The following is a 23,443-nucleotide window of genomic DNA, read 5'->3' on the forward strand; positions in this document are numbered from 1 at the left end:
TGTACATTGTCTCTCGTGCCGCCCCACAAGGCGGCAAAGATTCAACCAACACTAATAAGGGTGAAATATGAACAAGAAGCTCGTAGCTGCTGCACTGGGTCTGGCCTTCGCCGCTCCAGTTTTCGCTGATGACTCTAACGTGACCGTGTACGGTCGTGTTCACCAAGCTTGGGAACACAACACAACCCGCTCTACCAATGTTCCCGAAGTTGGTAACACCACCAACATCGCCAACTACTCCAGCCGTCTGGGCGTACGTGGCCAGGAAGATCTCGGTGGTGGCCTGAAAGCCATTTTCGCTTACGAATTCGGTGTAGTGACTGACGCTGTTGCTGGTCAAACTTCCGCCACTGCCGCTGGTGCTTCTACTTCCCCATCCGTCAGCACACGTCACGCTTACGTGGGTATGAAAGGTGCATTCGGTACATTGGTTGTTGGTTCACAAGACGGTGGCAACGATTCCCAGGCTCCTCTGTACAACCAGGCTTCCAACTACCTGCTGAACGTGAACAACAACGCTGGTCAGCTGGCCGTTGTGGGTGGTAACGTTGCTCAAGGTACTGGCGTTGTAACCGGTTTCCAAGACGCAGCCATCAAGCGTGTGCAGCGCGTGGGTAACGCTGTTGGTTACGCAACCAACGTGGCCGGTGTAAGCATCACATCCCGCTTGGCTCTGACTGGCGCTGATGCAGGTGCTGGTAACACTGGTCCTTCCGTTGAAACTGCATCCCGCGAAGTTTCTGTCGCAGCTGACTACACATTGGGAGCTCTGACATTCGGTGCTGGTTACAGCCGCAATGACGGTACCAACAGCGATGCAGCTTTGAAGCTTGCAGGTGGTGTTAAATCACAGAGCCAGATTGGTGCCAAGTATGACTTCGGCGTAGCACAAGTGGCTGGTTTGATCGGCCGTAATACTTACTACGGTAACCGCGATAGCGGCACCGAGTATGCCGTTTCCGGCTTGATTCCTCTGGCTCCTAACTATGGTCTGCAAGCTCTGTACGCCCGTGCTGATAACGCTTCTGCGTTCAACACTGGCAACGCAAACGACTTCCAAGATACACAGTATCAGTTGTCCGCATACTATGACTTCAGCAAGCGCACTCGTACTTATGTTGGTTACAACCGCATCAAGAACGAAGCTACAACTGCTGCAAACGTAGAGCGTAAGGACTCCTCCTTGGTTCTGGGCCTGCGCCACAACTTCTAATTTGACTTTGGTCAAATTAAGTTGAGTAAAAAGCCACCTTCGGGTGGCTTTTTCTATTTCACGAGGCTTGATCGTTCACTGCTGCCCTACAATGGCCGCATCAAAATCCTTGTTGGGTTTTCAACGTGTCTTTTTCTCAAATCCTTCAGCAGGCCCAAGCCCTCTGCGCACAAGGTCGATTTGCCGAGGCCTTACCGCACTGGAATGCGCTGGTGGTTGCCAACGCGGGCATGCCTGAACTGTGGTTCAATCTGGCCGAATGTCAACTCAGCTTGGGCCAGCAAGCGGAGGCCCAAGTCGCCTTGGGTCGGGTACTGGAACTGAGCCCAAACAACCCGGATGCACTCAATGCCGTCGCCTATCATTACCTGACGTTGGGAAAGATTGAGGCAGCCAAGGACTTGCTGCTCAAGGCACTGCGTATCGCCCCAGAACATGCCTTGGTCTGGCTGAATTTGGGCCTGGCGCATGAACGGCATGTGCAACTGGATGAGGCTGAGGCAGCGTTCAGGACGGCTGCAAAGTATTTGCCGAACTTGGCCGAGGCACACGCGAACCTGGCCGGAGTGCTGAAGTTGTTGGGGCGTTTCGATGAAGCCCGCGATGCCTGTCAACGTGCGTTGACATTGAACCCCAAGCTGGCGGATGTGTGGTCCAACCTGGGTGCGATACTGCTGTTGCAAAAAAAATACCCCGCTGCACTGGATGCGTTGAATCAAGCCGTACAACTGAATCCAGATTCCGCCAAGGCATGGATGAACCTTGGATACCTCCAGGCCAAGCTGGGGCGCCACACCCTCGCAGGGCAGTGTTTCGAGCGGGCGATTGAACTGGATCCCAGCGATGTTGCAGAGATGGGGTCGGTCATTACATCGCGGTTGAGTGAATCCCGGTGGGACGATTTGACGGGTTGGCTGAATCGGGCCAAGGGCTTGCTCGACCAACAAGTGCTGTCGACCTCGCCGTTTCAGGGTTTGTCTTTTCTAGAGTGCATCAAGGATCAGCACACATCCGCAACGTTGTATTCTGCCAAGGCTTTTTCTGTTTACCAGCGTCGATGTTTACCGATTCGTTCTCCACAGATCGACTCGAAAATTCGAGTGGCGTATTGTTCGCCAGATTTTCGCAGTCACCCAGTGGCGTATTTGTTGACTGGGATATTGACAGCTCATGACAGGGCACTGTTTCACCTGGTTGGAATTGGGTTTGGTCCAACCGATAAATCCGGGGTTGAGCAGACATTGGCTGCTCAATTCGATGAATATCACGACATTCGGGATTTGTCCGATGATGAGGTATTCGCGCTGTGTGACCGACTGGGTATTGATATAGCGGTGGACTTGGCTGGCTATACCCAGGATTGCCGGATTGAGCTGTTTGCCAAACGCATTGCTCCGATTCAGATTAACTTTTTGGGGTACACCGGGACCATCGGCGCTCATGGTCATGACTACTTGATTGCCGATCGGGTGGCCATTCCAGCCAGTAATTTTTCCTATTTCTCGGAAAACATTGTTCATCTACCAGGCACTTACTTTCCTCCAAATGTCAGTCACCTGCCAGCCATGGGGGCAGTGTCGCGCGCGGAGCAAAACCTGCCTGCAGATGCCTTTGTGTTTGCATGCTTCAACAACACCTACAAATTCAATCCCGCTGTATTTGATGTGTGGATGCGGATTTTGCAGCAGGCCCCCAAGGCTGTACTCTGGCTGTCTTCAATGCCCACAGAAAACCAGCAGCGTTTGCGCTCAGAGGCGGTGAAACGCGGTGTGGATGCAGACCGTTTGTTATTCGCCATGCGCATGGAACGTCGAGAAGACCATCTGGCCCGATTGAAACTGGCAGATCTCTTTCTCGACACCTGGCCTTATGGCGCTCACACCACCGCGAGTGACGCACTGCTGGTAGGGCTGCCAGTGTTGACTTATCAGGGGGAGGCTTTTGCCAGCCGCGTGGCCAGCAGCTTATTGAGTGCTTTGGGGTTGCCTGAATTGGTGTGCACGTCCACCGTCGCTTATGAGCAACTCGCTTGCGAGTTGGCGCAAGATGCTGATCGGCTCAGTACCATTCGCGGGAAGTTGAAACGGGCTGTTGAGGAAACCGATGTATTTGACCCCAAGGCGTACACGGCCAAGCTGGAGAAGGCTTACATGTTGATGGTCAAAAGGGCTCGGCAAGGTTTGCCCCCGGCGCCATTCACCGTTTAATCGATAGAGATTAAGGGCACCGTCAGGTTTTATTGCAGTTTCTTTCAGTTCTCCTGCAGCACTGCCAGCCCATCCCGATTGTCGTCGATGATCTGATATCCGTAAGAACGAAGTCGCTTTGCGAGCGTTGTGTATTCTGCTTTTGGCATATGCACCTTTTCGAATTTGATCAAGCCAGGCTTGCAAATATCGAGGTCCAACTGTTTAAGAATTTCATGATCGAACCCCTCTGTATCCACCTGTAGGTAATTCAAGTCTTGCAGGTGATTCTCCAGAATCAGCTCCATGAGCGGTTGGCAGGCAACCTCGGTCGCTTCAATATCCCGTTCAGGAATGCGATGGGAAAGCAAGTGGCCCCTATTGAAGGATGCGATGCCACGCGCCCAATCGGGGTGGTTTTGTAATGCTTGTTTTGCAACCCTGTAAATGGCTGCCGCCCTTTCAGTGGGGTGGATTGCCACCCGTATTGGTTTGATCGCGGGGTAGTGTTGATAGTTGAGTGTTAGATGCTCGAACAAGTCAGGCAACGGCTCAACCACCACGCCGCGGCATCGGTTGGGCGTCACGTGTGCAGGCGATCCCTGTGCCTGAGGTTCTCGTCACCAGTCTGTTTTTCCTATATATTCAAGAAAAATGGTTAATTTATAGGAAAATCAATGAAATTCAACGGTTTGTCAGCACAGGAAGAGCGTGTTCTCATTGATTTGCGGCAGGCGTACCAAGCCTATCAAGACCACATGCAAGCCGAGGCGCGGTTTCGGGGTTCCATGGGTTGGAAAACCGTGTCGGGTGCTGAATATTTGGTTCGTCACTTGGACGGTCGCGGAAGCCAGAAGTCACTTGGACGGCGCTCCGAAGAGACCGAACGCATTCTTGCCACATTTGTTCACGGCAAGGCGGAGTTTTTAGAGCGAAAGGGCACATTGCAACGCAATCTGACGATGTTGTCGGCGATGGCCCGTTCCATCGGTTTGGGGCGTGTACCCCATGTCGTTGGCAAGCTTTTGCGCGCCTTACAAGCACAGGGGGTGTTGGGTGCTCAGGTGCTGATTGCAGGAACGCACGCCTTGTATGCCTATGAGGCGGCAGCGGCAGTTCGACTGGATGGCGAGATGTTGGCCACGGCCGATGTGGACATATTGATTGACGCCCGTCAGCGTTTGAAATTGATCAACTTGCGGCAAGATGGCACGGCCGAGCCCGGTTTAATGGATCTGCTGTTGAGTGTGGACAGCACATTCCGGCGAATGAACAACGTACCTTTTCGGGCGGTTAACCAGCATGGCTTCATGGTGGACTTCATCAAGTCGGCATTGCCCTTGAATCGAGCCAGTGATGCGTTGGGTGTGCTGGATCCAACGGATCTGCAGCCTGTGGAAGTGCACAAACTGGATTGGTTATTGTCCTCACCCAAGTTTGAGGCCACTGTCATTGATTCCGCAGGCAAGCCAGCACCGATGGTGGTGCCCGATCCTCGCGCATTTGCGCTTCACAAAAAGTGGTTGAGTGAGCAGCCAGACCGCGAACCGGAAAAGAGAGCCCGCGATGCCATGCAAGCCAGAGCGGTGGTGGAATTGCTGGTGAACCGGTTACAACATTTGCCGTTATCAAAGGCGGCGTTGCAGCAGTTTCCAGAGGTGTTGGTGGACAACAGCGATTTGGATTGGTCGTTGTGATCGCATTGCTCTGGCTTTGATGCCCGAGCTTTACTTCAAATTCACATCCAACCGCACGCCGCACATCTCGGTCGCATACAAGCTGTTTTTCTTGCGGTTGCTCATGCAGCCCAGTGAGGTGGATTGCAGGGCATCTTCGGACAAGCGCAGGCCAAAAAACAGGTCGTGCTGGTCATTCATGGCATCCTTGCTGAGTTTGAACACCCAGTCGCCTTGCCGCCAGTTGGCTGTTAGGGGAATGTGGCCGCGGTCTTGGTTCAGTTTCAAGCCCCAGCCCGGACCAGACTGGTCGATGTAGGTCCAGCGGCCCCATTGGCTCAGCGGGTTTTTGTCGTCCAGGTTCAGGGTGAGACCGGTGCCTGCTTGCGCATGGGCCAGTGCGCTGCACGCAAGGCTGGCCGCCAGCAAACCCGTGTTTAAACTGTGGCGAAACATCTGGGTTGTGTTCATGGTCTTTCTCCTGTCACTCGCATGCATTGTGTGCGGTGGGCTGACTCGATGATTCCATTATGGGCCAGTGTTTTGGAGACGAAAAGATCGAACAAATGGGTGACCCACCCCCCAACTCATTGATTTGAAAACGAATTTTACACATGTTTCTTTGTTTAAAATTCAATGGATTCAATGGGTAAGGTGGGCTACCTCATGTTCAACTTTCAAATCGTTTCAGGCCGAGCTTTTCAAACAGACGCGTGTCGCGGTCCAGCTCGGGGTTGTCGGTAACCAACAGTTTTTCGCCATAGAAAATGGAGTTGGCACCTGCCAGGAAACACAGCGCCTGCGTGCTTTCGCTCATTTGCTCGCGCCCGGCTGATAGGCGCACAAAACTGTTGGGCATGGTGATGCGGGCCACCGCAATGGTGCGCACAAAGTCCAGCGGGTCGATTTCGTCGTTGCCAGCCAGCGGCGTGCCTTCCACCTTCACCAGGTTGTTGATGGGTACCGACTCGGGCGGTTCGTCCATGTTCGCCAATTGGGCAATCAAACCGGCCCGTTGTTGCAGGTTTTCGCCCAAGCCCACAATGCCGCCGCAGCACACTTTGATGCCGGCTTCGCGCACATGGTCCAGGGTGTCCAGGCGGTCCTGGTAGGTGCGGGTGCTGATGATGTCGCCATAAAAGTCGGGCGAGGTGTCCAGGTTGTGGTTGTAGTAGTCCAGCCCAGCCTGTTGCAGGGCTTTGGCCTGGTGGTCTTTGAGCATGCCCAGGGTGACGCAGGTTTCCAGGCCCATGGCCTTCACCGCACTCACCATTTCGCCCACCGCGTCCACCTGGTGGTCTTTGGGGCTGCGCCAGGCGGCGCCCATACAAAAGCGGGTGGCGCCTTTGTCTTTGGCGGCTTGGGCGGCTTTCAGTACCTCGTCCAGCGGCATCAGTTTTTCAGTGTCCACGCCGGTGTCGTACTTGGCGGACTGGGGGCAATAGGCGCAGTCTTCCGGGCAGCCACCGGTTTTGATCGACAGCAGGGTCGACAATTGAACCGCATTGGCATCATGGTGGGCACGGTGCACTTGTTGCGCTTTGAACATCAAATCGTTGAAGGGCAGAGCAAACAGGGCTTCAATGTCGGCAACGCTCCAGCGTTGTGTGGCGTTGTTGTTTTGGCCTGTTGTGCAGGTGGTATTGGGCTTTTCCACCCAGGTAATCTGGCTTTCCATGTGCTTCCTTCAGAACAGTTCGCTGCCTGTGCCGGGTGGGCTTGTTGGCGCGTTTTTTTGTGGGGGTGCTGCCCATTCATCCAGCACGTTCATCAGGGTGTTGTAGGCACCGTGCAGTGTGCTGGGCGATGTGCAGTAGGGCGGTATCCAGTACAGGGTGTTGCCCAGGGGCCGCACCACAATGCCGCGTTCCATGAAGGTTTCGCGCAGCCATTGGCTGACGGATGAACCATACCCGTTCTGCGCCGATTGTATCTCAAAGGCTGCCACGGTGCCGCACACCCTGGGGTTTTGAATTTGAGGGTGGGTGGCCAGGCGGGGCAGCCATTCCGCGTGCACCGTCTGGATGTCCCGTAGGCTTTGTTGAACGGCTTCGCTGCGCAGCAATGCCAGGCTGGCCAGTGCCGCTGCGCACCCCAGTGGGTTGGCGGTGTACGAGTGGCCGTGGAGCAGGGCTTTGTTCACATCGGTGCTCAGGAAGGCATCGTAGATGGCTTGCGAAGCCAGCGTGGCGGCCATGGGCATGAAGCCGCCGGTGAGGCCTTTGGACAGGCAGAGGATGTCGGCCTGGCCGCCGTGCTCTGCCACGGCGTGGGCTGCAAACAGGGTGCCGGTGCGGCCAAAGCCGGTGAACACTTCATCGAAAATCACCAACACGCCAGCGGCGTGGCAGCGCTTGCACAACTCGGCCACAAAGGACGGGCGCATCATGCGCATGCCGGCGGCACCTTGAACCAACGGTTCCAGAATGAGGGCGGCGGTTTGTTCACCTTGCTGGGCCAACAGCGCATCCAGCTGGGCCAGGGCGGTTTCCTCGGTGCAGGCGCAGGTGCCGCATTCAATGAAGTCCACCGCAAACAGCCAGGGTTTGAACGGGTCGTAAAACCCGCTGGACTGGCCTGCGGCCATGGCGCCAAAGGTGTCGCCGTGGTAACCACCCTGCAGGGCGATGAGGCGCTTGCGCGGGCTATTGGGGCCATCCAGGTTTTGCCAGTACTGGAACACCATTTTCAGCGCGACCTCAATGGCGGTGGAGCCATTGTCGGAATAAAACACCTTGGCCATGGGGGCTGGCGCACAGTCAATCAACGCTTTGGCCAGTTCAATGGCAGGCGGGTGGGCAATGCCGGCAAACATCACATGCTCCAGTTGCCGGGCTTGTTCGGCCACGGCTTGGGCAATGGTGGGGTTGCAGTGGCCGTGAATATTCACCCACCAACTGGACACCGCATCAAAGTAGCGCTTGCCGTGTTCGTCCCACAAAAACTCGGCTTCGCCACGCACCATCACCACCGGTGCTTTGGCGGTGTGTGCTTGCGTGAATGGGTGCCAGCAAAACTGGGCGTCGTCAGCCTGCCATGCAGAGTGAGTGGCTGGGCTCACAAGGCCTCCAGCGCGTCATGCAGGGCTTTGGGCATGGTTTGGGCAGCCAGGTGCTGTCGGTCCAGGTTCGTCAACACGGGGAGTTCCGCCAGCACCGGCACCTGTCCAAAATATTCAATCGCCTTGCGGTTGGCTGGGTTGGGTTCGCCCACCATCACCACGCCCAGCACCGGCACTTGGGCGGCTTTCAGGGCGTGTAGGGACAACACCGTGTGGTTGATGGTCCCCAGGCCACTGCGGGCCACCAGCAGGGCTGGCAAGTGCAGGTGCTTCATGAGGTCCAGCATGGTGTGTTGCCAGTTCAGCGGCACTTGGCAGCCGCCTGCACCTTCCACCACCAAGCGCTCGGCCTTGGGCAATTCAAAATCATGCAGTTGGATGTTCACGCCATCCAGCTCAGCGGACTGGTGGGGCGACAGGGGGGCGTTCAGGCGGTGACGCTCTGGCAACGGTGTCACGCCACTCAGTTGAGCCACCCATTGGCTGTCAGTCCCACCATCCAGCCCGCTTTGCACGGGCTTCCAGTAATGGCTGGCCCAATGCAGGCACAGCCAAGCACTGACCACGGTTTTACCGATGCCGGTGTCGGTGCCTGTGACAAAAACCGATCGAGAGGTCGCTGAATTCATGCGCGTTCAAGACAATAAAAACCGAGATGATAATTCAGTGTGCAAGCACCGCCCAAGGCGCGAATCACCTTGCGAAGCTGCACCGGCTGGTGCGTTGCATGGGGTTGGTCCGCACCAATAAAGCGCAGGCTGCGCGCAAACGAAAGCCCATCCGTGTGGTGGTCCAGAAATTCTTTTTCGTGCAGGGCACTGCGAGCCACCAAGCCTTCATCCACCAGCTTGTGTATCAACTGCTCAAGTTGGGCCGCAGTGGGCAATGCCCGCAAGCCGCAGGTCTGCCCGGTTTCTTCATGGGCTGCTTTCCACACCTGAAACGACCCGTCCAGCAGCACACTGAAGGCCACCGTGTTGGAGACCGACAGCCAACGGCGTACGGCACCTTCCAGGTCGTCAAACCACTGGGCGCACATGCTCGACATGAGCAGCGAGTGGGGTGGAATCCACAAATGCTCCATCGACAGTGTTTCACCGTTCAGGCAATGGGTGTGCAGTTGATGGTTATCGGGGTGCTTGGACTGCAGTGCTGCCAGCATGCCCGGTGCCATGTCCACAGCGTGCACAGGCAGTTGGGGGTAATGCTTGAGCATGCGGTCTGTTAAAAACCCGGTGCCACAGCCCACGTCCACACAGGCCTGCGGTGCAAACGCCGATGAATCTCCCTGCAGCAGGCTGTGTGCCCAGTTCCATAGGTGAGCAGCCACATGCCGTTGCACGCGGGCATGGTGCTCATACTGTTGTGCGGCCAGCGAGAAGCGCTCGGTGTGGGCCAATGGAATGGTGAGGTGATTCAATGCAGTGCTCAATGGTTGGCTTGTGCAGCGGTGCGTGCCTGGTTCAACACCTCGACCACTGCGGACTCCGTTGAAGTATACCGGTGCGGCGCCACCATCAAGTCGCTGTGTGGGCCGGGCAGTGCGCTGGTTTCAGTGGCCGTTGAAAAGCAGCCAGCGGTCAGGTTGTGCGGCACAATGGCATCGTCTGTGTTGTAAACGCAGTGAATGTGTGTGCCCATGGCCTGTGCGCTGTGTAGTCTCATGCTGCAGTTCAGGGCAATCAGCTGTTCAAGGTCCTGCAGCAGGGCTTGGGTGTTCCAGTCCTGTAATTCAAGGCCACCGCTTCGGGTTTGAAAGTCCTCCACCACTGTGGGCAGGTCTTGTTGTGCACGGCGCAGCATGCGCTGCAACACGCGCAGTGGTGTTCCAGGCTGATCGGGGTGAGTCGATGCAAAATAGGTGAAACCATTCAGGCTCACCAAATGAGCCCAGGATTTTTCTTCAGGTAAGCAATGGTCCAGCAGCTTGGCAAAGCCCATGGAATGACCGATACCCACACAGATGCTTGAGTGCTGCAGGGCTTGTTGCAGCGTGTTGGACGGCAGGCAAGGTATGCGAATGTCACCAATCTGCACACTCGGTGTGGGCTTGGTGTTGTAACCCGAGTCGAGCACACACCAGTCCATGGAGGCAAACAGTTCTGGCTGTTCGGTGGCCAGCAGCGTGAGCCACGGCTTGAAAAATTGGGGGGTATAAGCCCAGCCGTGGGCCAACACCACCTGTGGCTTATCCAAGCGCATCATCAACGGAATGGAATACCTTGCGGCCTGGCCAATGCCGCAGGGCTTCCACCAAGGCTTGCACATGCAGGCCGTGGTGCCCGGTGTTCAAGGCCAGCCGGACCCGTGCTGTGTGCGGTGGCACTGTGGGCGGTCGAATGGCCGACGCCCGAATGCCCTGTTCCGCCAGGTGGGTTCGCAGCGCAATGGCCTGGCTGGACTCGCCCACCAGCACGGGCACAATGTGGGTGTTGGACAAGCCCGTGTTGAACCCCAGTTCATGCAGCATGTCGCGCAATGCCTGGGCATTGGTGTGCAGTATCTGCCGGTCGGGTTCCAGTGCCGGAATGAGTTCCAGGGCCTTGCCAATGGCGCCCACCACAAAAGGCGATGGGGCAGTGGAATACACAAAGCCGGTGCTGCGGTTGAGCAGGTACTGCTTGAGCACTGGGCTGCAGGCCAGGTAGGCGCCACTGACCCCCACGGCTTTGCTGAACGTGCCCATGACCACCCAATGACCCAGCGCTTTCAAGGCTGTGATGGCTTTGGTTTGCAGGGCACCCAGGCCTCGGCCCTCCGGGCCCCACACGCCAGTGGCATGCGCTTCATCCAGGTACACCACGGCGCCGTGTTCAAGGGCCAGTTCGGCCAGTTCTTCCACGGGCAGCAAATCACCCTCCATGCCAAACACCGTTTCGGTGACGATGATTTTGGCTTGCTCGCTGCCGCGGTGTTTGTTCAGCAGTTCGGTGAGGTGTTCAACATCGTTGTGTCGAAAACGCAATTGCTTCACGCCAGCCAACTGGCAGGCATGGTGCAGGCTGGCGTGGTTGAGACGGTCCGAGAAAACCAGCGGTTCTTGCCCGTTCCACAAGGCCTTGTCCAGCAGGGCCGCCAAGCCGCTGCTGTTGGCCTGGTACCCCGTGGCGTACAGCAGTGCCGCCTCGGCCTGTTTGAAGCGGGCGATTTGGGCCTCCAGTTGCTCAAAGCAATCCAGGTTGCCCGACAACAGGCGTGACCCTGTAGCACCTGCCCCGCAGCGCCGAGCCATGGCGGTGCCTGCTTCAATCACCTCGGGGTGGGTGGACAGGCAGAGGTAATCATTGCTGGAAAAGTCGAATGCGCGCCCCGACACCGGGCAGGGCATCAGCGCCCGTTTCAGGTGTTGGGCCTGAAGCTCGTCCAGGCGGGCAGCGGCGGCATCATTCAGGTTCATTCGATCCACATCAGGTCAGGATGATGTCGTAGTGTTCTTGAGAAAACAGATTGTCCACCTGCAGGGTGATCGGCTTGCCCACAAACTCTTCCAGCATGGCGAGGTGTTGGGCTTCTTCTTCCAGAAAAAGGTCCACCACAGCCGGGCACGCCAGAATGCGAAACTCGCGCGGGTTGAATTGGCGCGCTTCGCGAACAATTTCCCGCATGATGTCGTAGGCCACGGTTTGCGCGGTTTTCACCTGCCCTTTGCCCTGGCAAGCCGGGCAGGGTTCGCAGAGCAAGTGGGCCAGGCTTTCGCGAGTGCGTTTGCGGGTCATTTCAACCAGGCCCAGCGCCGAAAACTCAGTCACGCTGGTGCGCGCACGGTCACGGTCCAAGGCTTTGCGCAATTCGCTCAACACGGCCTGTTTGTGCGGTTCATCGTTCATGTCGATGAAGTCGATCACGATGATGCCGCCGAGGTTGCGCAGCCGAAGCTGGCGCGCAATGGCCTGCGCAGCTTCCAGGTTGGTTTTGAACACGGTTTCTTCAAAATTGCGTGCACCAATAAAGCCACCCGTGTTGACGTCAATCGTGGTCAGTGCCTCGGTTTGGTCAATGATGAGGTAACCGCCCGACTTCAGCTCCACGCGTCGGCCCAGGGCCTTTTGAAGTTCGTCTTCAATGTTGTACAGCTCGAACAAGGGGCGTTCGCCCTGGTGCAGGGTGATACGCCCCAGCACTTCAGCCGCATAGGTTTCTGCAAAGGTTTGCAGGTTGCGGAAGGTTTCTTTGGAGTCCACCAAGATGGCTTGCGTTTCATCGCTCACCAAATCACGCACCACGCGTTGGGCCATGGTGAGGTCTTCATAGATAAGGCTTGGTGCGGGCCTTTGCCGGGTCAGCTCCAGCATTTCAGCCCAGCGGCGGCGCAGGTAGTTCACATCCGCTGTCAATTCTTCATCGCTGGCTTCTTCCGCATGGGTGCGAATGATGAAACCACCCGTGTTTTGCGGCAGAAGGCGGGTTAGTTTGGCACGCAGCTCTTCCCGCTCGCCTTCGTTCTCAATGCGTTGTGACACGCCGATGTGCGGGTCCTGCGGCAGGTGGACCAGCATGCGGCCCGCCAGGCTGATTTGTGTGGTCAGCCGGGCACCTTTGGTGCCCAGTGGGTCTTTGCTCACCTGCACGATGATGGTTTGCCCCTCAAACACCATTTTTTCAATGGCCGGTGGGGGCGTACCGCCCTGCTTGGACTGGTGGTGGTTGAATGTGCGGTGCTCCCACAGGTCGGCCACGTGCAGAAAGGCGGCTCTTTCAAGGCCAATGTCCACAAAGGCGGACTGCATGCCCGGCAGTACCCGGACCACTTTGCCCAGATACACGTTGCCGACAATACCGCGGGTGGAAGTGCGCTCAATGTGCAGTTCTTGGACAGCACCATGCTGAACGACGGCCACCCGCGTTTCCTGGGGCGTGACGTTCACCAGAATTTGTTCGTTGATCATCCCGATACTTCTAAGGCAGTTTCTAATGGTTTTGGCGTTGTGTTTCCGCCGTTTGGAGTGCGCGCAGCAATTGGCTTGTTTCAAACAGCGGTAGCCCCATGATGCCAGAATGACTGCCGGAAATGTGCGCCACGTATTGACCAAACACACCCTGGATGCCGTAACCCCCCGCTTTGTCGAACGGCTCGCCGCTGGCGATGTAGGCCTCGATGAAGGCATGGGGCAATTCACAGACCGTGACCCTGGAAGATTGAACGGCACTGACACAGCCGAGGTTTTGCAGATTACCCACCGCAACGGCGGTGTGCACCTGGTGGGTTTGCCCCGACAGGGCTTTCAACATGCGCCGGGCCTCCTCGGCATCTGCGGGTTTCCCCAAGATGGCATCGCCCAGCGCCACCGTGGTGTCAGAGGCCAACACCACACCCCGCAGCCCCTGTAGTTGCATGGCTTGCAGAGCCGTCTGTAGTTTTAATTCGGCAATGCGCTGCACATAGGTCAGCGGCAGTTCGCCAGCATGGGGCTCTTCCAACGCTTCGGCCGCTTCGCCGGTTTGGGCCAGAAAAACCTCCACCCGCACGCCCAAGGTTTGAAGCAGCTCGCGTCGGCGCGGGCTTTTGGAAGCCAACCACACCTGGTTGGGCAAACCACTGGACTGTGCAAGGCTGGGCATGATGGTCGTTCCTTGTTTATTCCCGATGATAGGGGTGGCCAGCCTGAATGGACCATGCGCGGTACAGTGCCTCCACCAACAGGGCGCGAACCATGGCGTGGGGCAGGGTGAGGTCGGAAATTCGCCACAGGGCATGGCACTGTGCTTTCAGTTGGCTGTCCAGCCCATCCGCACTGCCAATCAACAGGGTGAGCTGTTCACTGGCGTTGTGCCATTTCAACAACTGGTCAGCCAATGCCTTGCTGGTCAGCCGTTCACCCCGTTCGTCCAGCGCGACCACTTTGCTGCCGTTTGGTATGGCGGCGCGAATGCGCTCGGCTTCTTTGGCGAGAATTTGATCCACCGGTTTGCCCGCGGCGCGGTCCTCCGGTTTCAGTTCCTTGATGGTTAGTTTCCAGTCTGCGGGGAAGCGTTTCTGAAACTGGTCCACCGCCTGCTGTGCCCACGGTTCAATCTTGTGGGACAGCGCAATCACCGTGATCTTCAAGAGGCCAGGCTGGGGTAAGCGTTGTTTTGCGGAAAGTAGTCGATGCCCGGCTGGGGTTTGCTCAGGCTGTGCGGGTTCAGTTTCACGCGCACCTTTTTTTCGCCCCAAATTTCTTCGAGGTGGTAATACTCGCGAATGGCGGGTTGCATCAGGTGAACGACCACGTCGCCCAAGTCCACCAGCACCCATTCACCCGTGTCTTCGCCTTCAATGCTCAACACGTCGAAACCCGCTTCTTTGGCTTTGTCGTGCACGTTTTTGGCCAAGGCGCGTGTTTGTCGGTTGGACGTCGCTGTGGCCATCACCACACGGTCAAACACATCGCTGATGTGAGCAGTGTCGAACACGGCAATGTCTTGTGCCTTGATGTCTTCGAGCGCGTCGACAACCACGCGCTGCAGTTTTCGCAAATCCATGCAAATCCAAAAGGGGGTAATGTTTGAGCCCGAAGTGTACCAAAACTAGACTGCATTCGGGCGGTAAATCGGCTTTGCCATCAGGTACTTGTAGACTTGGGTGGGCAAACCGGCCTCCAGGGTGCTGCGGGCCGTCTCCCGAATTTGGGCCTCTGGCGAGTCCAGCAATTCGAACTGCCGCCGCAGCAGGGTTGAGCTTAATTGGATGCTGGGCATGGGGATGCGAAACAGCCGGTCGTGCATGAGGTGTTTCTTCAAGGGCTCCGGTACGGTGAATTCCCCCCACTGGATGCGGTCCACCACGCCAATCCGGGCATAGTCAAACAGGCTTTCCCAATGTTGCCAAGTGGTGAGGTTGGCCAGTTGGTCAGCCCCGATCACGAACGAAAACCGGTGATTGGGGTGACGGTCAGACAGGGCTTCCAGTGTATCCACGGTGTAGCTGGGGCCGGTGTGGTCCACCTCCTGCCGCTCAACCCGCCAGGAGTGCACGCCCTCAATGGCCAATTCCACCATGCGAACCCGATCGGCAGCCGGGGCCAGCCCTGCGCTTTTTTTCTGCCAGGGTTGCCCGGCGGGCACAAACCACACCTCGTCTGCCATGCACTGGGCTTGGGCAGACCGGGCCATCTGCAAATGGCCCATGTGTATGGGGTTGAAACTGCCGCCAATCAGGCAGATTTGTTTACCGGGCTGGGACATGACCAAGAGTCGAGTGTGTTTCATGGCAGTGTAACCCAGAGCCGGTTTTTACAGCCATCTGCAATTTAGGCCCTATACAGTTCGCCCCTGCTGGCCACCACGCCAAGGTAATTGTGCAGGCCAGCCAAATGTCTGCAGGTTTTGCTGTCAGGTGGGGTCATTTGTCGAATGTATGGCTCGACGGCGTCAATGGCCCGCATCACGGCAACCATCACGGCCCGTTTGTCCCTCGCCTGTTCAATCGCTTTGATGTGACTCTGTATGCAGAACTGCAGTTCGGTGGTCTGCCCGGTCTGCATGCCGTTGAGTTCCCGAGTGAAGATGGATTTAACTGTTTCCAATGGCTTGTCCGGCGTGTTGCGGTTGTTTCGCATGGTGACCGCTTCGGGATACATCGACATGGCGGCCTTCAAGAATGGGCTGGCATTCATGCGCATGGGGTCGCCCGCGAGAATGTCGCATCCCGATCCATCGGGGTACAGCATGTGACCAAACATCAGAATATGACCTCGGTCCTCTTCCCATTCGAAATGCCCGCTGAGCAGGGCATTGGGGGTACGCTTCAGGCCAGATTGAATCAATTGGATGCCGCGTTGGGATTGTGCGGAGTGGTAGCCGGTGGACAGGTGTGACCAGGATTGGCTGTTGTTGGGCTGCAGATGAATAATCAAGCCGTGGTCCAGGAGGTTTTCCCCGGGCATGCCGTCGATAAATCCGCCTGCTGAGCAGAGTCCGTTTGGCTGGAGACGGACGCCTTCTGCCAAAAACAGTCCATCGCCCTTACCCGTCGAGAGGAACTCTCCCCGTTCAATGCTGCCGTTGGGCAGGGTGCGTTGCACAACCGGCATTCCCAGCGGGTGGTTGTTGCCCACCACATGCTGTGTGGAGTCGGCCAACATGCGCACGGACAAAAGGTGTGACGTCATTGAGATGGGTTTGCCTAATTTTCCGACCACCGACTCGGGAATGTGAATGGACAGACTGGATTGATGGGGGCGGATCGGGTCGAAGCGGTTTGAATGCAGGGTCATGGCTGAGCAGTCGAAGTAACAGACCCAGCTAGGTAACGGTGAGGCGATGGTTGTTCAGTTTTTTTGGGGTTGTTTCAACCAGTCTTTGTGGACCAGAAAGTCGCTATAAAGCCTGGCCTCAGGGCTGCCGGGAGCCGGGTGCCAGTCATACCGCCACTTCACCTGTGGCGGCATGCTCATCAAAATGGACTCGGTACGCCCGCCGCTCTGCAAGCCAAACAACGTCCCCCTGTCGAACACCAGGTTGAACTCCACGTAACGCCCACGGCGGTAGGCCTGAAAGTCGCGCTCACGCTCGCCGTAGGGCAGTTGCATGCGGCGTTCAACAATAGGCAGGTAGCCCTTCAGGAAAGCATCACCCACGCTCCGGGTGAGTGCAAAACTTTCTTCAAAACCCAACTCGGAAAAGTCGTCGAAAAACACACCGCCCACGCCCCGGGGCTCTTTGCGGTGCTTGAGGTAAAAATACTCGTCGCACCAGGTTTTGAACCTGGGGTGGTACTGTTCGCCGAAGGGGTCGAGCGCAGCCTTGCAGGTGCGGTGAAAATGCTGCGCATCTTCTTCAAAGCCGTAGTAGGGCGTCAGGTCCATGCCGCCACCAAACCACCACACCGATTCGCCAGCCGTGGTGGTGGCCGCAAACAGGCGCACATTCATGTGCACCGTGGGCACGTAAGGGTTGCGGGGGTGAAACACCAGCGACACACCCATGGCCTCGAAACGGGCGCCTGCAAGCTCTTTGCGGGCTGCAGTGGCCGAGCCGGGCAGTTGCGAGCCCATGACATGGCTGAAATTCACGCCGCCCCGTTCCAACAAAGTGCCTTCCTCGACCAGGCGGCTGCAACCGCCACCACCTTCGGCACGGTCCCAGCTGTCGGACACGAAGGTTTTTCCTTCAAACTGCCCAATGCCGTCGATGATGCTGCTTTGCAGGTTCTGCAAATAGGTTTTGACGCGGGTCAGGTGGTCTTGGGTGAGGTTCATGGCTGGTTTTACGACGTTACTTCCGGGCTACCGCGCGGTAGCCAATGTCAGTGCGGTATTGCATGCCATCAAACTGCACTGTTTTCACCAGTTCGTAAGCCTTCGTCTGGGCCTGTCGCACCGATTCACCCAAGGCTGTGGCGCACAGCACGCGCCCGCCCGAGGTCACGGCTTTGCCGTCTTTTTCCACCGTGCCAGCATGAAACACCACCGCCTCGGTGCTGGGCTTGGCGTGTAGTTCGATCACATCGCCCGTGCGGGGCGTGCCGGGGTAGTTGTGGGCAGCCAGCACCACGCCCAAGGCTGTGCGGCGGTCCCACTCGGCTTCCACTTGATCCAGCGTCCCGTCAATCGCATGGTCCAGCAGTTCAACAAAGTCGCTCTTCAAGCGCATCATGATGGGCTGTGTTTCAGGGTCACCCATGCGGCAGTTGAATTCCAGCACCTTCACATCGCCTTTGCCATCAATCATGAGGCCGGCGTACAAAAAGCCTGTGTACACCAACCCGTCTTTTTTCATGCCGGCGATGGTGGGGTATATCACCTCGCGCATCACGCGGGCATGCATCGTCGGGGTGACCACCGGGGCCGGGCTGTAAGCGCCCATGCCGCCCGTGTTGGGGCCCTGGTCGCCATCCAGCAGGCGTTTGTGGTCTTGGCTGGAGGCCATGGCCAGTGCGTTCACGCCGTCCACCATCACAATGAAACTGGCTTCCTCCCCGTCCAGAAATTCCTCAATGACCACGCGTGAGCCCGCCGAACCCATGGAGTTGCCCAGCAACATGTCGTCAATGGCCTGGTGGGCTTCCTCCAGCGTCATGGCGACCACCACCCCTTTGCCTGCAGCCAGGCCGTCAGCCTTGATCACAATGGGTGCACCACGCTGGTTGACGTAGGTGTGTGCCTTCGCAGCATCGGTAAAGGTTTCGTACTCGGCTGTTGGAATGCCATGGCGCTTCATGAAGGCCTTGGCGTAGTCCTTCGAGCTTTCCAGTTGTGCAGCCAGCTTGGCGGGGCCAAAAATGCGCAGACCACGCATGCGGAAAATGTCGACAATGCCAGCGGCCAGTGGTGCTTCGGGACCAACCACCGTCAGGTGAATTCCTTCCTTTTCCGCAAAGTCTGCCAGCTTCTGCAGGTCGGTGATGGGCAAGTTTTCCAGCTTGGGTTCCAGCGCTGTACCACCATTGCCAGGGGCTACGTACACTTTGTGCACCCGAGGGGCCTGCGCAATGCGCCAAGCCATGGCGTGCTCGCGACCGCCCGATCCAACCACCAGAATTTTCATTGAGTGCTCCGTTATTCGTCGTTGAATACAGCGTTGGTGTACACCTGCTGCACGTCATCCAGGTCTTCCAGCATGTCGATGATTTTCTGCATGCGGATGGCATCGTCGCCGGTCAGTTCGGTTTCGCTGGCGGGTTTCATCGTCAGTTCCGAGGCCTCTGCCTTCAGGCCAGCCCCGTCGAATGCTGTTTTCACGGTGTGGTATTCCGTCACGGGGCAGGTCACTTCGATCATGCCGTCTTCATGGGTAATCACATCGTCAGCTCCGTTTTCCAGCGCGATTTCCATCACGGTGTCCTCAGACGTTCCCGGTGCAAACATGAACTGGCCGCAATGTTTGAACATGAAGGCCACCGAGCCATCGGTGCCCAAATTGCCGCCATGTTTGGTCAGCGCATGGCGCACTTCCGCCACGGTGCGCACCTTGTTGTCGGTCATGCAGTCGATGATGACCGCAGCGCCGCCAATGCCGTACCCTTCGTAGCGGATTTCTTCGTAGTTCACGCCTTCGGCTTCGCCGGTGGCCTTGGCAATGGCCCGTTGCAGGTTGTCTTTGGGCATGTTGGCGTCGGCCGCCTTGTCCAATGCCAGGCGCAAGCGGGGGTTGGTGTTGGGGTCGCCCCCGCCAATGCGGGCGGCCACGCTCACCTCACGAATGATTTTGGTCCAGACCTTGCCGCGCTTTTCGTCTTGCCGATTTTTGCGGTGCTGAATATTGGCCCACTTGGAATGTCCTGCCATGGCGTGCTTTCAAGATGAAAATCAAAGAGGTGCAATTTTATCACCAGCCGGCTGACGGGGGCCGACACCCGGGGTGTAGACGGTGATAATCTGCGCGGGTTGGACCTTTTGCAGTATTTCACCTTTATTGTTCATTCATCAGGAGGCAACGTGAGCTTGCTCAAGGAATTTCGGGAATTTGCGGTCAAAGGCAATGTGGTTGATCTGGCGGTGGCGGTGATCATCGGTGGCGCTTTCAGCGGCATTGTGAAAAGCCTGGTTGAAGACGTCATCATGCCCATCGTCGGTCGTGTGGTCGGCAATCTGGACTTCTCCAACCTGTTTTTGGCGTTGGGCGATATTCCTCCGGGCACAGCAGCCACGCTGGAAGCGGTTCGCAAGGCCGGTGTGCCGGTGTTGGCCTATGGCAGTTTCATCACCGTGGTGATTAATTTCACGATTTTGGCTTTCATTATTTTTATGATGGTCCGTCAGGTGAAAAAACTGGCCGACATCGCCAAGAAGGAAGAGGCCGCAGCACCGGCAGAGCCAGCACCCACGCCGGAAGATGTCGTATTGTTGCGTGAAATTCGTGATGCGTTGAAAAGCCGCTGAGCAAAAATACGAATGAAAGCACTACCACATGGGTGCTGCGCTGCAGTACAATCACTGGGTTGAATCTGGAGAGTAGCTGGGCAACTGCTTGGCTCGCCGAAGGCGCAAACCCCATGAACGCTCAGGCCCATGTACAGGTTCAACCGATCAAACATCGATGAAATCTGGAGAGCGTTGGGCGCGGCCACTTGCTGCGTTGCCAACCGCCGAAGAGGCAAGCAACCCACCCGCGTTGCGAATCTTTCAGGCACAAGGACAGAGAGGGGCTGAACGGCACTATTGCCACTAGCCCACTCTTTGTTTTTGGAGCATTCCAATGAAAGCGATCGTTCTTGGCGCCGGCGTCACCGGCATTACTTCCGCATGGTTTCTGAATAAAGCTGGCTTTGACGTCACCGTGGTGGATCGTCAACCCGCAGCCGGCATGGAAACCTCATTTGCCAACGGCGGCCAAATTTCGGTGTCCCATGCCGAGCCTTGGGCCAACCCGGGCGCCCCCAAAAAGGTGCTCAAGTGGTTGATGAAGGAAGACGCCCCCCTGTTGTTCCGCCTGCGGGCCGATGCGCGCCAGTGGCGCTGGGGCATGCAGTTTTTGCGTGAATGCACCCCCGAGCGCACCCGCCACAACATCATTCAGATGGTGAACTTGGGCACCTTCAGCCGCAGCACCCTGCAAGAATTGCGGGCCGAAACCGGCATTGAATACAACTGCCTGACCAAGGGCATTTTGCACTTCTACACCAACCCGCAAGAGTTTGAAGATGCGCTGGAGCCCGCTGAAATCATGCGGGAATTTGGTTGTGACCGCAAAGTGATTGATGCCAATGAGGCTGTGCGCCTGGAGCCCGCACTGGCCACCGTGAAAGACAAAATTGCCGGTGCCACCTACACCGAGGCTGACGAAAGCGGTGACGCCCACCGCTTTACCCAAAACCTGGCCAAGTTGTGCGCCGACAAAGGCGTGCAGTTCAAGTACGACACGGCCATTTTGGGCTTGGACACTGAGGGTGGCCAAATCAGCGGCGTGCGTGTGCGCGGTGCAGACGGTCAAGTTCAGGTATTGAAAGCCGACAAATACCTGCTGTGCATGGGCAGCTACAGCCCCATGTTGGTGAAGGACCTCGGTGTTGACCTCTTGATTTACCCAGCCAAAGGCTATTCCGCCACCTTGCAGATTCAGGATGCCAGCAAGGCGCCATCCGTCAGCCTGACCGATGATGAGTACAAACTGGTGTTTTCCCGCCTGGGCGACAAACTGCGCATTGCCGGTACTGCCGAATTAAACGGTTACAGCACCAACCTCAACGACGTGCGTTGCAAGGCCATTACCCGCCGGGTGATGGAGCTGTTCCCCGGCATGGCCGACCCCGAGCAAGCGGTGTACTGGACTGGTTTGCGCCCCGCAACCCCGTCCAACGTGCCGTACATTGGCGTGTCCAAAATTGCCAACCTGTATTTGAACACCGGCCACGGCACGCTGGGATGGACGCACTCCTGCGGTTCAGGCCGGTCGATTGCAGACATCATGAGCGGCAAGCAGCCCGAGCTGGATTTTGCATTCACCGGAATTTCTTCCAAGAAGGGCGAAGCGCTCAGCGTTGCATAAGCCCTGATTTTGCTAACATCGGCGCATTCGTCACACAATGTGCCTACAAGGATGCGCTGATGTCCAGCAACCCAAGCCATACCCCCGGGGCAGACCATGCCCCGGCTTCCAATTTCCTGAAAAATATCATTGATCAGGACTTGCAGAAGCCTGAGTACCAAAGCCGCCCCTGGGCCCGCAAGCCCGGTGGTGCAGTGGTGCATGCTGGCGCACCGGCCGACCCGGCAACAATCCGTTTGCGTTTTCCGCCCGAGCCCAATGGTTACCTGCACGTGGGCCATGCCAAGGCCATTTGTGTGAACTTTGGCTTGGCCAAAGAGTATGCGGGTGCCTGCCACATGCGCTTTGACGACACCAACCCCGAAAAGGAAAGCGAGGAGTTTGCCAATTCCATTCTGGACGCGGTGCAATGGCTGGGCTTTGGCTGGAACGACTTTGGCGACACCAACCTGTACCACGCCAGTGATTATTTTGACTTCATGGTGGAAAGTGCAGAATTTCTCATCCGCGCGGGCTTGGCCTATGTGGATGAGCAAAGCGCGGAAGACATGCGCGCCAACCGGGGCACACTGACCCAGGCGGGTGTGAACAGCCCATTCCGCGACCGCAGCGTGGCCGACAACCTGGCCCGTTTTGCCGCCATGAAAAACGGCGAACTGCCCGATGGTGCTGCTGTGCTGCGCGCCAAAATCGACATGGCCAGCCCCAACATCAACATGCGGGACCCAGCGATTTACCGCATCAAGCATGCGCACCACCACCGCACGGGCGACCGTTGGTGCATCTACCCGATGTACACCTTCGCGCACCCCATTGAAGACGCGCTGGAACGCATCACCCATTCATTCTGCACATTGGAATTTGAAGACCAGCGCCCGTTTTATGACTGGCTGTTGGGCAACCTCGCCAAAGACCACACCCTGGACGATGGTTCGGTGTTGAAGGCCATACTGGCGCACCCCTTGCCCAAGCAGGTGGAGTTTGCGCGCCTCAACCTCAGCTATGTGGTCACCAGCAAACGCAAGCTGCAGCAGTTGGTGACTGAAAACAGGGTCAGCGGTTGGGACGACCCCCGCATGCCCACCATTGTGGGTTTGCGCCGTCGGGGTTTTACACCCGAGGGTATTCAACTGTTTTGCAGCCGCATTGGTGTGTCGAAGTCCGATTCGTGGATTGATTACAGCGTGCTGGAAGGTGCGCTGCGCGATGACCTGGACCCCAAGGCCCACCGGGCCGTGGCTGTGCTCGACCCATTGCCGCTGATTCTGGACAATGTGCCCGATGACTGGCGCGACGACTGTGTGGCCCCCGTCCACCCGCACCATGCCGAGTGGGGTCAGCGCGAGTTCAGCATTGGCAAGCGCCTGTGGATTGAGGCGGAAGACTTTCAGGAAGTGCCGGAGAAAAAATTCTTCCGCTTGTTTCCCGGTAACAAGGTTCGCCTTCGCTATGGCTATGTGATTGAGTGCACCGGCTGCGACAAAGACGAGAACGGCAACGTGATTGCTGTGCATGCCAATGTGTTTCTCGACAGCAAGTCGGGCACCGCAGGTGCGGACACCTACAAAGTGAAAGGCAACCTGCACTGGGTGAATGCGGCCACCGCTGTCACCGCCAAGGTGCGTTTGTACGACCGCTTGTTCACCGAAGAACATCCGGATGCGGGCGGTCGAAATTTCCTGGACGTGCTCAACCCGAACTCATTGACTGAAGTGACGGCTTACCTTGAGCCCTCAGTGAAAACCAGTACACCGGGAACCATCTACCAGTTTGAGCGTCATGGTTACTTCGTGGCCGACCTGAAAGACCACCGTGCCGATGCGCCCGTGTTCAATCGGACAGTCACCTTGAAGGACAGCTGGTCCAAATAAACTCTGCCCCCTGCACAGGTTCGGTGTTG

The 23,443-nt window shown here is 57.3% G+C and carries 23 protein-coding genes and 2 riboswitches; of the genes, 6 read left to right on the forward strand and 17 right to left on the reverse strand.

The features are described 5' to 3' along the window. Positions 1 to 67: 67 nt before the first annotated feature. On the forward strand, positions 68 to 1,213 hold the full coding sequence (locus tag VGE55_RS11600; protein ID WP_331131843.1) for a porin: 1,146 nt from the start codon (positions 68 to 70) through the stop codon (positions 1,211 to 1,213). A 125-nt stretch (positions 1,214 to 1,338) separates the two neighbouring features. Continuing rightward, positions 1,339 to 3,420: a tetratricopeptide repeat protein gene (locus tag VGE55_RS11605; protein ID WP_331131844.1), complete on the forward strand. Its 2,082-nt coding sequence runs from the start codon at positions 1,339 to 1,341 to the stop codon at positions 3,418 to 3,420. A 44-nt stretch (positions 3,421 to 3,464) separates the two neighbouring features. On the opposite strand, the gene VGE55_RS11610 is transcribed toward VGE55_RS11605, so the two are convergent. Continuing rightward, the gene (locus tag VGE55_RS11610) at positions 3,465 to 3,986 is read right to left on the reverse strand and encodes an FkbM family methyltransferase (protein WP_331131845.1); all 522 of its coding nucleotides are present in this window, start codon (positions 3,984 to 3,986) and stop codon (positions 3,465 to 3,467) included. 90 nt (positions 3,987 to 4,076) lie between these two features. On the opposite strand from VGE55_RS11610, the gene VGE55_RS11615 reads away from it, so the two are divergent. After that, positions 4,077 to 5,096 carry a nucleotidyltransferase domain-containing protein gene (locus tag VGE55_RS11615; protein ID WP_331131846.1) on the forward strand — a complete coding sequence of 340 codons (1,020 nt, stop codon included), beginning with the start codon at positions 4,077 to 4,079 and terminating at the stop codon, positions 5,094 to 5,096. Positions 5,097 to 5,126: 30 nt separating this feature from the next. On the opposite strand, the gene VGE55_RS11620 is transcribed toward VGE55_RS11615, so the two are convergent. From VGE55_RS11620 to VGE55_RS11695, 16 genes are all read right to left on the reverse strand, one after another. After that, the gene (locus tag VGE55_RS11620) at positions 5,127 to 5,546 is read right to left on the reverse strand and encodes a hypothetical protein (protein WP_331131847.1); all 420 of its coding nucleotides are present in this window, start codon (positions 5,544 to 5,546) and stop codon (positions 5,127 to 5,129) included. Between the two features lie 199 nt (positions 5,547 to 5,745). Next, on the reverse strand, positions 5,746 to 6,753 hold the full coding sequence (gene bioB, locus VGE55_RS11625) for a biotin synthase BioB (protein WP_331131848.1): 1,008 nt from the start codon (positions 6,751 to 6,753) through the stop codon (positions 5,746 to 5,748). A gap of 9 nt (positions 6,754 to 6,762) precedes the next feature. Next, positions 6,763 to 8,136, reverse strand: a complete 1,374-nt coding sequence (gene bioA / locus VGE55_RS11630) for an adenosylmethionine--8-amino-7-oxononanoate transaminase (RefSeq protein ID WP_331131849.1) — start codon at positions 8,134 to 8,136, stop codon at positions 6,763 to 6,765. Further along, positions 8,133 to 8,765 carry a dethiobiotin synthase gene (gene bioD / locus VGE55_RS11635; RefSeq protein ID WP_331131850.1) on the reverse strand — a complete coding sequence of 211 codons (633 nt, stop codon included), beginning with the start codon at positions 8,763 to 8,765 and terminating at the stop codon, positions 8,133 to 8,135. The genes bioA and bioD overlap by 4 nt, the downstream gene beginning before the upstream one ends. Continuing rightward, the gene (locus VGE55_RS11640; protein WP_331131851.1) at positions 8,762 to 9,568 is read right to left on the reverse strand and encodes a methyltransferase; all 807 of its coding nucleotides are present in this window, start codon (positions 9,566 to 9,568) and stop codon (positions 8,762 to 8,764) included. The genes bioD and VGE55_RS11640 overlap by 4 nt, the downstream gene beginning before the upstream one ends. Next, a complete protein-coding gene (locus tag VGE55_RS11645) occupies positions 9,565 to 10,341 on the reverse strand; it encodes a hypothetical protein (RefSeq protein WP_331131852.1) in 777 nt (258 codons plus the stop codon). Before VGE55_RS11645 ends, VGE55_RS11640 begins: the two co-directional genes overlap by 4 nt. Further along, positions 10,325 to 11,533, reverse strand: a complete 1,209-nt coding sequence (locus VGE55_RS11650) for an 8-amino-7-oxononanoate synthase (protein WP_331131853.1) — start codon at positions 11,531 to 11,533, stop codon at positions 10,325 to 10,327. Before VGE55_RS11650 ends, VGE55_RS11645 begins: the two co-directional genes overlap by 17 nt. Positions 11,534 to 11,543: 10 nt before the next feature. Then, positions 11,544 to 13,019 carry a ribonuclease G gene (rng, locus tag VGE55_RS11655; protein WP_331132296.1) on the reverse strand — a complete coding sequence of 492 codons (1,476 nt, stop codon included), beginning with the start codon at positions 13,017 to 13,019 and terminating at the stop codon, positions 11,544 to 11,546. A 25-nt stretch (positions 13,020 to 13,044) separates the two neighbouring features. Then, complete coding sequence (locus VGE55_RS11660) at positions 13,045 to 13,695, reverse strand: Maf family protein (protein WP_331131854.1); 651 nt, start codon at positions 13,693 to 13,695, stop codon at positions 13,045 to 13,047. 16 nt (positions 13,696 to 13,711) lie between these two features. After that, positions 13,712 to 14,182: a 23S rRNA (pseudouridine(1915)-N(3))-methyltransferase RlmH gene (gene rlmH / locus VGE55_RS11665; RefSeq protein ID WP_331131855.1), complete on the reverse strand. Its 471-nt coding sequence runs from the start codon at positions 14,180 to 14,182 to the stop codon at positions 13,712 to 13,714. Then, the gene (rsfS, locus tag VGE55_RS11670) at positions 14,179 to 14,598 is read right to left on the reverse strand and encodes a ribosome silencing factor (RefSeq protein ID WP_331131856.1); all 420 of its coding nucleotides are present in this window, start codon (positions 14,596 to 14,598) and stop codon (positions 14,179 to 14,181) included. Before rsfS ends, rlmH begins: the two co-directional genes overlap by 4 nt. Before the next feature lie 45 nt (positions 14,599 to 14,643). Beyond that, complete coding sequence (gene nadD, locus VGE55_RS11675; RefSeq protein ID WP_331131857.1) at positions 14,644 to 15,324, reverse strand: nicotinate (nicotinamide) nucleotide adenylyltransferase; 681 nt, start codon at positions 15,322 to 15,324, stop codon at positions 14,644 to 14,646. Between the two features lie 41 nt (positions 15,325 to 15,365). Next, a complete protein-coding gene (locus VGE55_RS11680) occupies positions 15,366 to 16,331 on the reverse strand; it encodes a hypothetical protein (protein ID WP_331131858.1) in 966 nt (321 codons plus the stop codon). A gap of 54 nt (positions 16,332 to 16,385) precedes the next feature. Further along, on the reverse strand, positions 16,386 to 17,315 hold the full coding sequence (gene hemF, locus VGE55_RS11685; protein ID WP_331131859.1) for an oxygen-dependent coproporphyrinogen oxidase: 930 nt from the start codon (positions 17,313 to 17,315) through the stop codon (positions 16,386 to 16,388). Positions 17,316 to 17,331: 16 nt separating this feature from the next. Continuing rightward, entirely contained in the window at positions 17,332 to 18,603 is a 1,272-nt protein-coding gene (purD, locus tag VGE55_RS11690; RefSeq protein ID WP_331131860.1) for a phosphoribosylamine--glycine ligase, read from the reverse strand. Positions 18,604 to 18,614: 11 nt separating this feature from the next. Continuing rightward, on the reverse strand, positions 18,615 to 19,343 hold the full coding sequence (locus VGE55_RS11695; protein WP_331131861.1) for a YebC/PmpR family DNA-binding transcriptional regulator: 729 nt from the start codon (positions 19,341 to 19,343) through the stop codon (positions 18,615 to 18,617). 150 nt (positions 19,344 to 19,493) lie between these two features. On the opposite strand from VGE55_RS11695, the gene mscL reads away from it, so the two are divergent. The 3 genes from mscL to VGE55_RS11710 all read left to right on the forward strand — a co-directional run bounded on the left by mscL (position 19,494) and on the right by VGE55_RS11710 (position 23,414). After that, positions 19,494 to 19,937, forward strand: a complete 444-nt coding sequence (gene mscL, locus VGE55_RS11700) for a large conductance mechanosensitive channel protein MscL (RefSeq protein ID WP_331131862.1) — start codon at positions 19,494 to 19,496, stop codon at positions 19,935 to 19,937. Positions 19,938 to 19,992: 55 nt separating this feature from the next. Continuing rightward, positions 19,993 to 20,084, forward strand: a riboswitch (glycine riboswitch). A gap of 7 nt (positions 20,085 to 20,091) precedes the next feature. After that, positions 20,092 to 20,206, forward strand: a riboswitch (glycine riboswitch). A gap of 47 nt (positions 20,207 to 20,253) precedes the next feature. Then, positions 20,254 to 21,543, forward strand: a complete 1,290-nt coding sequence (locus VGE55_RS11705; RefSeq protein WP_331131863.1) for a D-amino acid dehydrogenase — start codon at positions 20,254 to 20,256, stop codon at positions 21,541 to 21,543. Positions 21,544 to 21,602: 59 nt separating this feature from the next. Continuing rightward, on the forward strand, positions 21,603 to 23,414 hold the full coding sequence (locus VGE55_RS11710; RefSeq protein WP_331131864.1) for a glutamine--tRNA ligase/YqeY domain fusion protein: 1,812 nt from the start codon (positions 21,603 to 21,605) through the stop codon (positions 23,412 to 23,414). The last annotated feature ends 29 nt before the right edge of the window (positions 23,415 to 23,443 follow it).

This window comes from Limnobacter sp. (assembly GCF_036405155.1).
Taxonomy (GTDB): Bacteria; Pseudomonadota; Gammaproteobacteria; order Burkholderiales; family Burkholderiaceae_B; genus Limnobacter.